Here is an 11,505-nt window from a genome sequence, read left to right as displayed (position 1 = left end):
CGTCCCCCCGCGCCCCACACCCCCCCCGCCCCCCCCCCCCCCCCCCCCCCCCCCCGCGTGGTGAGGGGGGCGCCCCCCGGGGGGGGGGGGCGCCCCGGTGCCGCACCCCCACCCCGCTGCTGCGCAGCGACCCTCCCCCCAAGGGGGAGGGTAAGAGGCGGCGCAACCGTCTCGCATTTCATCGAACTCACGGAAAGCCGGCAATCGTGACGTCGTCCCAATCCCATCGCCTTACATCCGGCGGTCTCATCGACCGCTCGGCGCGGCTGAACTTCCGTTTCGACGGCAAGACTTTATCCGGCTTCCAGGGCGACACGCTCGCCTCGGCGCTGATCGCCAACGGCGTCAAGCTGGTCGGCCGCTCGTTCAAGTACCACCGACCGCGCGGTATCCTCACCGCCGGCTCGGAAGAGCCCAACGCGCTGGTCGAACTGCGCACGGGCGCTCGGCGCGAGCCGAACACCAAGGCGACCACGGCCGAGCTCTATGACGGGCTGGAAGCCGCCAGCCAGAATCGCTGGCCGTCGTTGCGCCACGATGTGATGTCGGTGAACCAGCTGTTCGCGCCGATCTTCGTCGCCGGCTTCTACTACAAGACCTTCATGTGGCCGGCGAAGTTCTGGGAAGCGATCTACGAGCCGGCGATCCGCCGCGCCGCCGGCCTTGGCCGCGCCGCCGGCGTCGCCGATCCGGATCACTACGACAAAGCGTGGGCGCATTGCGATGTGCTGATCGCCGGTTCCGGTCCGGCCGGTCTGGCTGCGGCGTTGGCAGCCGGTCGCACCGGCGCCCGCGTCATCCTGTGCGAGGAAGATTTCACGCTCGGCGGCCGCTTGCTGTCGGACGGCGGCACGATCGATGGCTTGCCGGCAGCCGACTGGCTGTCTCGGTCATTGGCAGAACTGGCTGATATGGCCGACGTCCGCATCATGACCCGCACGACGCTGTTTGGCGTCTATGATGGCGGCACCTATGGCGCGGTCGAGCGGGTCAACGACCATTTGCCCTCACCGCCCGAGCACCAGGTGCGCCAGCGGCTGTGGCGAATCGTGGCCAAGCGCTGCGTCGTCGCGGCCGGCGCCATCGAACGGCCGATCGTCTTTGCCGGCAACGACACGCCCGGCGTGATGATGGCCTCCGCCATGCGAACCTACATCGCGCGCTACGCGGCAACGCCGGCCAGGCGCATCGCGCTGTTCACCAACAATGAGGATGGCTGGCGCACGGTCGAGACCGCCCTCGATGCTGGATTGCAGATCGCGGCGGTTATCGATGCGCGGCCTGATGTATCTCCAGCCCACCGATCGCTCGCCTCCAGGGGTGGCTTCGCGGTGCTGCACGGCTCCGTCAGTGGCGTCGATGGCGGCAAGGACGGCGTCAGGAAAATCGCGGTGTCGCTGACGGGCGGCGCGCGCGCCGAGGTCGAAGCCGACGGCCTCGCCGTTTCCGGCGGCTGGAACCCGGCGGTCGGGCTGACCTCCTACCATCGCGGCCGGCCGACATGGCGCGACGATATCGCAGCCTTCGTTCCGGACGGTGTTCCTCCAGGCATGATTGCCGCCGGCGCCGCCAACGGCGACTTCGGGCTCGGCGCCTGCCTGAGCCAGGGATTTGCCGCCGGCGCGGCAGCAGCCCTTGACGCGGGGCACAATGGCACGGTGGGCGCCGCGCCTCTCGCCGACGACGAGGCGTTTTCGTTGACGCCGCTCTGGCATGTCGCCGGCAAGGGAAAAGCCTTTGTCGATTACCAGCACGATGTCACCGCTTCCGATATCGAACTGGCGCAGCGCGAGGGCTTTGAATCCGTCGAGCACCTGAAGCGCTACACGACGCTCGGCATGGCGACCGACCAGGGCAAGACATCGAATGTCGCCGGCCTCGCTATCATGGCCGCGGTAAGCGGACGATCCATTCCCGAGACCGGGACGACGATCTACCGGCCTCCTTACGTGCCGGTCGCCATCGGCGCCTTCGCCGGCCATCACCGCGACGAGACTTTCCATGCGACGCGGCTGACGCCGTCGCATCACTGGGCGGCCGAACAGGGTGCGATCTTCGTCGACACTGGCCTGTGGAAGCGTGCGCAATGGTATCCGCGCGCCGGCGAAAAGGACTGGCTGGAATCGGTGACCCGCGAGGTCAAGGCGGTGCGCGGCGGCGTCGGCTTCTGCGATGTCTCGACGCTCGGCAAGATCGACGTGCACGGCCCGGATGCCGGTGCCTTCCTCGACCGCGTCTACATCAACACCTTCTCCAGCCTTGCGGTGGGAAAAGCCCGCTACGGGCTGATGCTGCGCGAGGACGGCATCGTCTATGACGACGGCACCACGTCGCGGCTGGCCGAGGATCACTATTTCCTGACCACCACCACCGCCAAGGCCGGGCTGGTGATGCAGCATCTTGAATTCTGCCGGCAGGTGCTGTTTCCGGAACTCGACGTCCAGCTCACCTCGGTCTCCGACCAGTGGGCGCAGTTCTCGATCGCCGGGCCCAAGACACGCGACCTGCTCAGGGAAGTCGTCGACCCGTCGGAAGACCTGTCGAACGAAGGCTTTCCGTTCATGGGCGCGCGCGAAGTGGCGCTTCGCGGCGGCCTCAAGGCGCGGCTGTTCCGCATCTCGTTCTCCGGCGAGATGGCCTTCGAGATTTCGGTGCCGGCACGCTTCGGCGACGCCATGGCGCGCAATCTGATGCTGGCCGGCGCGCCATTCGGCGTCACGCCCTACGGCACCGAGGCGCTCGGCGTCATGCGGATCGAAAAGGGCCACATCGCCGGACCGGAACTGAACGGCACGACGACGGCGGCCGATCTCGGCTTGGGCAAGATGATGTCGACCAAGAAGGACTATATCGGCCGCGTCATGGCGGGGCGCGAAGCGCTGGTCGCGCCGGATCGCCAGGTCGTTGTCGGCGTCAAGCCGACCGACAAGGCTCGCCGGCTACGCTCCGGCGCGCATGTCATTCCGAAAGGGCAGACACCTGGCCCCGGCAACTACCAGGGGTATGTCACCTCGGTCTGTTTCTCGCCGACATCGGACCAATGGATCGGGCTCGCACTTGTCGAACGCGGCCGCGAGCGCATCGGCGAGACCGTACACGCGCATGACCCATTGCGCGGTGAGGACTATGATGTCGAGCTGTGCAATCCCGTCTTCTGCGATCCCGATGGAGGGCGCCAGCGTGGCTGAGTTTTCCTGGGCTCCCCGCAGTCCTCTCGAGCATGCGCTGGTCGCCGGCGTGCATGGTGCAAGCAGCACCGACGCCGGCGTATCGCTGACCGAGATACGCAACTTCGACCTGATCCAGGTGATGGCGCGGCGCGGCCAAGCGGCCGAGCTGGCAAAGGCGGCAATGGCCCGTTTTGGCGTGGCGGCTCCCGATGTGCCCAAGGCGATACAGGCTCAGGACGCCACGCTGATTTGGTCCGGACCGGATCAGTTCTTCGTGCTGTCGAAGGGCGGCAAGCACGCGATGCAGACGCTGGCGCCTTCATTGTCCGGTGCCGCCTCGCTGTCCGACCAATCGCATGCGCGCGCCATGATCAGCATTTCCGGAGCCAAGGCGCGGATGATGCTGGTGAAACTGTCGTCGATCGATCTGCACGCGGGAGCATTTCCGATTGGCGCCGCCGCCGCAACCTCGATGGACCACACCAGCGTGACGCTCTGGCGCGGCGGCGACCGGCCGGATGGGCAGGCGGTGTTCAATTTACTGGTGTTTGCGACGTTTGCCGAAAGCCTGTGGGGCACGATGCTTGATGCGGCGGCTGAATATGGCGTCGACGTCAGCCATTCCGAGGAACTGGCGTAGCGCTTGTGCGCGCCCTCCGCCTTGCCAAACGCAACCGCACTGCTATTCTTGCTGCTAAAATAATTTCACACACAGGCAAACTTGTTTCTCTAACCGCAAGGCTGAGATGAGCCGGTCGCCCTACCCCGCAATTGCAGCCGGACCGCCCCGGCCGAGCCTCATCCTGAGACCCGGCCAGATTGCGCTGCCGCCGGGCATGGAGCGTTACACGATCCATGGCAACGGCGCCGTGCTGATCGACATCGAGGCCGGCGATACGATCACCGTGCGCAATGTCGAGGGCGGCCAGGCCTGCGAGTTGCTGGCCTGGGACAAGACCGGCGCGACCGATCCCGGCATTTTTGGAGAAACGTCGAACAGCAATGCAGCCGGCATCAAGGCGCTGCTGGACGATGGCGACGATAGTCTCGCATCCCTGCGGGGCGGGCTCTCACGCCGGCAGGTGCAGCTGGACCAGGCCAAGGCGGTGCGCGTGTTCGGCGGCTCCACGCCTGCCGGCAGCGAGCAGGCTTTCACCGTCGCGCGCGACGGCTCGATGGTCATCGCCGCACCCGGCGGGCCGATGCTGGTCGATGGCCACGACACCGCGACGCCGCTCACGATTATCGTGCGCCGCGCCACGATCCGCCCGGCGGCGAAATCGCAACTGGCCGATCCGCTGGCCGATCCGGTGCTGGACTTGCGCGTCCATTCGGCGACGGCGGAATCCTATTTCGTCAAGGCGGGCGACTATCTGCAGATCATCGATGTCGACGGGCGCCAGTGCACCGACTTCCAGTGCTTTTCGGCGCGCAAGCTGGACAAGGGCCTCGACCATCCGCTCGACGTGACGACGACCCGCACGCTGATGGGCGCGAACTACCCGATGCCCGGCCTGCATTCGAAATATTACGACCAGGACATGGAGCCGCTGGTCGAAGTGGTGCAGGATACGTGCGGCCGGCACGATGCGTTCGCGCTCGCCTGCGCGGCCAAATATTACGACGACATCGGCTATCCCGGCCACACCAACTGCTCGGAGAATTTCAATCGCGCGCTGGCCGACAAGGGCGTCACGCCACGCGCCGGCTGGATGGCGATCAACTTCTTCTTCAACACGGCGATCGACGCCCATGGCGTGATGGTATCCGACGAGCCGTGGTCGCGGCCGGGCGACTATGTGCTGTTGCGCGCGATCACCGACATTGTTTGCGTTTCCTCCGCCTGCCCCGACGACACGACGCCGGCCAATGGCTGGAACCCGACCGAGATCCATGTGCGCACCTATTCCGGCCAGCACAAGTTCTCGCGAGCGATCGCCAGACGCATGACGCCTGATTCGGAACCGAAAATGACCCGCGAGACATCCTTTCATTCGAGCTTTGCCAAGCATACCCGCAACTTTCAGGAGTACAGGGGCTACTGGCTGGCCAACTCATTCGCCAAGGAAGGGCCGATCGCCGAATACTGGGCCTGCCGGCAGGACGCGGTGATCATGGACCTGTCGCCGCTGCGCAAGTTCGAGGTCACCGGTCCCGACTCCGAAGCGGTGCTGCAGTACGCGCTGACCCGTGACGTCAAGAAGCTCGGCGTCGGCCAGGTTGTCTATTCCGCCATGTGCTACGAACATGGCGGCATGATCGATGACGGCACGCTGCTGCGCCTCGGCAAGGATAATTTCCGTTGGGTCGGCGGCGACGATCTGTCCGGCGAATGGCTGCGCGAGACAGCGGCAAAGCTGGGGCTCAACGTGCTGGTCCGCTCCTCCACCGACCAGATGCACAATGTCGCCGTGCAAGGGCCGAAGAGCCGCGACATCCTGCGTGAAGTCATCTGGACGTCGCCGCTGCAGCCGTCGATCGATGAACTCGAATGGTTCCGCTTTGCGGTGGCGCGCATCGGTGGCGGCAACGGCATTCCGGTCGTCGTCTCGCGCACCGGCTACACCGGCGAGCTCGGCTACGAGATCTGGTGCCATCCGCGCGACGCCGAAAAGGTGTTCGATGCCATCTGGGCGGCCGGCCAGCCACATGGGCTGAAGCCGATGGGGCTGCAGGCACTCGACATGGTGCGCATCGAGGCCGGGCTGATCTTCGCCGGCTACGAATTCTCCGACCAGACCGATCCGTTCGAGGCCGGCATCGGCTTCACCGTGCCGCTGAAGAGCAAGACCGACGATTTCATCGGCCGCGAGGCGCTGATCCGCCGCAAGGAGCACCCGCGGACGAAGCTGGTCGGGCTCGACATCGACGCCAATGTCGCCGTCGGCCATGGCGATTGCGTGCATGTCGGCCGCGCCCAGATCGGCGTCGTCACCTCAGCCATGCGTTCGCCGGTGCTGAACAAGAATATCGCGCTGGCGAGGCTCGATGTCACTCATTCGGCCATTGGCACCGAGGTCGAGATCGGCAAGCTCGATGGCCATGCCAAGCGGCTGCCGGCGCGGGTCGTTGCCTTCGCACATTACGATCCGCAGAAGACAAAACCGCGCTCATGAGGACCGTTTTCACGACAAACAGGTCGGCCGGTCTGTAATTTCACCGGTCGCGTGAATCCTACGCTCACAAGCGTGATGTGCATGGCTTCACAAAACGCTTGACCTGAAAGCGCGCCGGATCAATCTTTACTGTTAAGAAAAAAATACGACTGAGTGGAAACACCGGGCAGTCGCTCAATGCATGCGTCGATGATGAAGCCTCGCGAAGTCGCGGCCGTCACGAACGGGGAACATCAAAAAGGGGAACCAAGACACATGAGCACAATAGTAACTGCCCTGGAGCCGCTTGCGGAAGGCAAGCTGCACCGGAATATCGACTGGCGCGGCGCCTTCTGGGTGGCGAGCGGCGTCCCTGCCCTCGTCCTGTTCTCGATCGGCGGCATTGCCGGCACGACCGGCACGCTGGCCTTCGCGATCTGGATCTTCTCCATGATCATGGGCTTCCTGCAATCCTTCACCTATGCGGAGATCGCCGGCCTGTTCCCGAACAAATCCGGCGGTGCCTCGATCTACGGCGCCACGGCGTGGCTGCGCTATTCCAAGTTCATCGCGCCGTTGTCGGTGTGGTGCAACTGGTTCGCCTGGTCGCCGGTGCTGTCGCTCGGCTGCTCGATCGCCGCCGCCTACATCCTCAACGCGCTGGCGCCGGTGCCGCTGTTCACCGACGCCTCGCCGGATGTCGTCGCCTATATTGCCGCGCATGCAGGAACGAGTGCCGCCGACGCCATCACTGCGGTGACCGCCGCTGCAACGCCGGCGATCCGCAACTGGACGCTCTACAGCCACACGCTGGGACCGGTCTCGTTCACGTTCAACGCGACCTTCTTCATCGGCGCGGTGCTGATGCTGATCATCTTCGCCATCCAGCATCGCGGCATCCTCGGGACGGCCAACGTGCAGAAATATATCGGTCTGCTGGTCATCATCCCGATGCTCATCGTCGGCGTGGTGCCGATCATCACCGGCCAGATCAACTGGGCGAATTTTTCGCCATTTGTACCGCTGGCGGCTGCCTATGCGCCAGAACCCGGCGTCTGGAATATCGCTGGCTGGACGCTGGTGCTCGGCGGCATGTTCATCGCCGCGTGGTCGACCTACGGCTTCGAGACCGCCGTCTGCTACACCTCGGAGTTCAAGAACCCCGGTACCGACACTTTCAAGGCCATCTTCTATTCCGGCCTTTTGTGCATGCTGCTGTTCATCCTGGTGCCCTTCACCTTCCAGGGCGTGCTCGGCCTTAACGGCATGTTGGCCACCCCGATCGTCGACGGCTCCGGCGTCGCCGACGCATTGGCCGGCATGGTCGGTGGCGGCGCGCTGATCCACAGCCTGCTGGTAATGCTGATGATCCTGGCGCTGGTGCTGTGCATCATGACCGCCATGGCCGGCTCTTCGCGCACGCTTTACCAGGGCTCGGTCGACGGCTGGCTGCCGCGCTATCTCAGCCACGTTAACGAGCACGGCGCGCCGACCCGCGCCATGTGGACCGATCTCGTCTTCAACCTGATCGTGCTGGCCATCGCCTCGGCCGACGCGACGAGCTTCTTCTTCATCCTCGCCGTGTCGAACTGCGGCTACATCATCTTCAACTTCCTCAACCTCAACGCCGGCTGGATCCACCGCATCGACAACGGCCATATCGCGCGGCCCTGGAAGGCGCCGAGCTGGCTGCTCGGGATCGGGGCGATCTTCGCCTATGTCAACGCCATCTTCATGGGCGCCGGCGCCAAGGTGTGGAACCCGATGGCGCTGTGGGCCGGACTGATCACAGCGGCGTTGATCATCCCGGTGTTCTGCTTCCGTCACTACGTCCAGGACAAGGGCAAGTTCCCCGACCACATGCTGGCCGACCTCGGCATGACGGGAGCCGACCTTGCGGTCAAAAAGGCGGGCATGCTGCCCTATTTGACGCTGGTCGCCGGCGTGGTGGTGATGCTGCTCGCCAACTGGTACTTCGTCATCTGACGGCCGACGAAAAAGCCGGCAGCGGAAAGCCGTAACAGGATGGACAATCGGCCGGTCGAAACTCGACCGGCCGATATCGCTTATTCAGCCGCCAGGGCCAGTCGAGGCCTTTCGGCTTCTTCGCTGGATGCCAAATCGTCTTCCTTGTCGGCAATCCTCTTTGGCTCGCGGCCGAAGAACAGGGCGTAGCCCGCCGGCAGGACCAGGATGGTCAGCACGGTGGCAACGAGGATGCCGCCCATCATGGCGTAGGCGAGCGGCCCCCAGAACACGCCGCGCGAGATCGGGATCAGTGCAAGCACCGCCGTCATCGCTGTCAGCACGATCGGCCTGAAGCGGCGCACGGCCGAGCCGATGATCGCTTCGCAGCGGTCCATGCCTCTCGCAATGTCCTGGTCTATCTGGTCGACCAGGATGATCGAGTTGCGCATGATGATGCCGAGCAGAGCGATGACGCCGAGGATGGCGACGAAGCCGAATGGTGCGCCGCTGATCAAAAGGGCCGCCGCAGCACCGATGATGCCGAGAGGGCCGGTCGCCAGAACCAGCATCGCCTTGCCAAAATGCTGCAGCTGGATCATCAACAGCACGACGATGACGGCCAGCATTATCGGCGCCTTGGCGGCGATCGAAGCCTGGCTTTCCGCCGAATCCTCCGCACCGCCCTGGATCTCGATCTTGTAGCCGGGCGCCAGCCCGTCACGCAGGCCCTGCATGTCCTTGTACATCTTGGTGATGACGTCGTTGGACTGCACGCCATCCGGCAGCGTCGCCCGCACGCTGATGGTCGGCAAGCGGTCGCGGCGCCATTCGATGCCTTGCTCCATCACCGGCACAACCTTGGCCACCTGCGACAGCGGCACGGACCCGCCGAAATCGGTCGGAATATAGACAGAGTCGACCGAGGACAGCAGGCTGCGGCTGGCATCCGGCTCGCGGGCGACGATCGACACCGTCTCCTCGCCGTCGCGGAAGTCGTCGAGCGGCACGCCGGACATGGCCGCCCGCAGCGTCTGGCGGATGCGCTGCGAGGTGACGCCGAGCGCACGGGCGCGATCCTGGTCGATGTCCAGCTTCATGGCCGGCACCGGTTCGAGCCAGTCGTCATGGACTGCGCCAAGCAGCGGATCCTCACGGAACTTCGCCTTCACCTGGTCGGCGATGCGGCGCACCTCCTGGCGATCCGGCCCCATGACGCGCATCTGCACCGGCCATCCGGTCGGCGGACCGAGGAACAGACGGTCGACCTTGGCGCGGATCGACGGAAAATCCTCGGCCAGGACGGTGCGCAATTTGACGATCAGCCGTTCGCGGGCCGGTTCGTCATTGGCCATAACGAGCAGCTGGGCAAAGTTCGGGTTGCTCAGCTGCTGGTCGAGCGGCAGGAAGAAGCGCGGCGCACCCTCGCCGATATAGGTGGCGATGAAGCGCTTGTCCTTGTCGTCCATCATCTTGGCTTCGAGCGCCTTGGCCTGTGCCTCGACCTCCTTGATGCTGGTGCCTTCCGGCAGCCAGAGATCGACGAGGATTTCCGGACGCGACGACTGCGGAAAGAAGTTCTGCGGGATGAACTGGAACGCCCACAGGCTGGTGCCGAAGGTGACCAAAGTCATGGCCAGGACGATGATGCGATGGCGCACCGCCCAGCCGACGGTTCCGCGCAGCCGGCGATAGAAGCGCGTGTCGAAGGCGTCGTGGTGGCTGCCAGCATGCTTGCGCTGCTTGAGGATCATGTTGCCAAGCCACGGCGTGAAATACACCGCGACGAACCAGGAGACGACCAGCGCGATGCCGACGACATAGAACAGGGTGCGGACATATTCGCCGGCCGTCGAGGCGGCGAAGCCGACCGGGATGAAGCCGGCCGTGGTGATCAGCGTGCCGGTCAGCATCGGGAAGGCGGTCGAGGAATAGGCGAAGCTTGCCGCCTCGATCTTGACCAGCCCCTCTTCCAGCTTCCGCTCCATCATCTCGACGACGATCATGGCATCATCGACAAGCAGGCCGAGCGCGATGATCAGGGCGCCGAGCGAGATGCGCTGCAGGTCGATGCCGAGTTCGTACATGATGGCGAAGGTGGCGGCGAGCACCAGCGGGATGGTGATGGCGATGATCAGGCCCGAGCGCCAGCCGATCGACAGGAACGAGACGACGAGCACGATCAGCAGCGCTTCGCCGAGCGCATGCATGAACTCGGCCACCGCATCCGTGACGACGCCCGGCTGATCGGAAATCTGGTCGACCGAAACACCATAGGGCAGCGCCTCCTCGAAGCGCTTGTAGGTGGCTTCGACGTCCTTGCCGACATCGGTAACCTTGAAGCCCTTGGCCATGACGACGCCAAGCTGCACGCTGTCATGACCGTTGAAACGGTATTTGCGCTGGAACGGATCTTCCAGCCCCGAGGTCACCGTGGCGATGTCGCCCAGCCTTGTGACTTGGCCGCCGGCGCGCAGGCGCAGGTTCCTGATATCCTCGACCTTGGCGACGTCGCCTTCGACGGAAATGCGCACCGAATTGGTGCCGGTGTCGACGGATCCGGCCGGATCGACATTGTTCTGTCCCTTGATCGCGTTCTGCAGATCGGTCAGCGTCAGGCCGCGTTCGGCGAGCGCCTTGGACGAGACGTCGATATAGAGCTTTTCCGGCTGATCACCGATGATGACGGCCTTTTCGACGCCGGGCGTCGTCAAAAGCATGTCGCGCGCCTGGATGGCGAACTTCTTCAGCTCGGGATAACTAAAGCCGTCGCCGCTGATCGAATGCAACGTGATGAAGGTGTCGCCGAATTCGTCGTTGAAATAGGGGCCGAGCAGGCCTTGCGGCAGGTCGCCTGATATGTCGCCGACTTTCTTGCGTACCTGATAGAAGGCGTCGGTCACCTCGGCGGTGTTGGTGTCGCCCTTGATCTGGACCGTGATGATGGCACTGCCGGCGCGGGTGAAGGAGCGGACGAAGTCGAGATGCGGCGTCTCCTGCAGCTTGCGCTCGATCTTGTTGACGACCTGGTCTTCCATCTCCTGGATCGACGAGCCCGGCCAGATTGCCTGGACGACCATGACCCGGAAGGTGAAATCGGGATCTTCCTTCTGGCCCATGCGCATCAGGCCGAGCGCGCCGGAAATGATGATCAGGCCAAACAGGAACCGCGCAATGGCGGGGTGGCCGATTGCCCAGCGCGACAGGTTGAAGGGCCGCTTCTCTTCCGTGGAATTGGTCATGGATGCAGATCCATCTGTTCAGCAATCGAGGTT

At 64.5% G+C, this 11,505-nt stretch carries 5 protein-coding genes; 4 read left to right on the top strand and 1 reads right to left on the bottom strand.

Annotation, left to right across the window (positions count from 1 at the left end):
- Positions 1 to 206 precede the first annotated feature (206 nt).
- From NKH57_RS10835 to NKH57_RS10820, 4 genes are all read left to right on the top strand, one after another.
- On the top strand, positions 207 to 3,188 hold the full coding sequence (locus NKH57_RS10835) for a sarcosine oxidase subunit alpha (RefSeq protein ID WP_352944080.1): 2,982 nt from the start codon (positions 207 to 209) through the stop codon (positions 3,186 to 3,188).
- A complete protein-coding gene (locus tag NKH57_RS10830; RefSeq protein WP_352944078.1) occupies positions 3,181 to 3,810 on the top strand; it encodes a sarcosine oxidase subunit gamma in 630 nt (209 codons plus the stop codon). The genes NKH57_RS10835 and NKH57_RS10830 overlap by 8 nt, the downstream gene beginning before the upstream one ends.
- A gap of 106 nt (positions 3,811 to 3,916) precedes the next feature.
- Positions 3,917 to 6,286 carry a trimethylamine N-oxide demethylase gene (locus NKH57_RS10825; protein ID WP_352944076.1) on the top strand — a complete coding sequence of 790 codons (2,370 nt, stop codon included), beginning with the start codon at positions 3,917 to 3,919 and terminating at the stop codon, positions 6,284 to 6,286.
- Between the two features lie 255 nt (positions 6,287 to 6,541).
- Complete coding sequence (locus NKH57_RS10820) at positions 6,542 to 8,251, top strand: trimethylamine N-oxide permease (protein ID WP_352944074.1); 1,710 nt, start codon at positions 6,542 to 6,544, stop codon at positions 8,249 to 8,251.
- An 80-nt stretch (positions 8,252 to 8,331) separates the two neighbouring features.
- Here NKH57_RS10820 and NKH57_RS10815 read toward each other — a convergent pair whose 3' ends face one another.
- On the bottom strand, positions 8,332 to 11,472 hold the full coding sequence (locus tag NKH57_RS10815; RefSeq protein ID WP_352944072.1) for an efflux RND transporter permease subunit: 3,141 nt from the start codon (positions 11,470 to 11,472) through the stop codon (positions 8,332 to 8,334).
- Between the last annotated feature and the right edge of the window lie 33 nt (positions 11,473 to 11,505).

It is taken from the genome of Mesorhizobium sp. M1050, assembly GCF_040318715.1.
Classification (GTDB): Bacteria; Pseudomonadota; Alphaproteobacteria; order Rhizobiales; family Rhizobiaceae; genus Mesorhizobium.
Note: the sequence above shows the minus strand (reverse complement) of the source record. Positions and strands in the feature narration are given on the sequence as shown.

Bases quoted from the DNA above. Each gene is read 5' to 3' on its own strand.
- NKH57_RS10825 (WP_352944076.1), top strand. From the start codon at position 3,917: ATGAGCCGGTCGCCCTACCCCGCAATTGCAGCCGGACCGCCCCGGCCG.
- NKH57_RS10820 (WP_352944074.1), top strand. From the start codon at position 6,542: ATGAGCACAATAGTAACTGCCCTGGAGCCGCTTGCGGAAGGCAAGCTG.
- NKH57_RS10815 (WP_352944072.1), bottom strand. From the start codon at position 11,472: ATGACCAATTCCACGGAAGAGAAGCGGCCCTTCAACCTGTCGCGCTGG.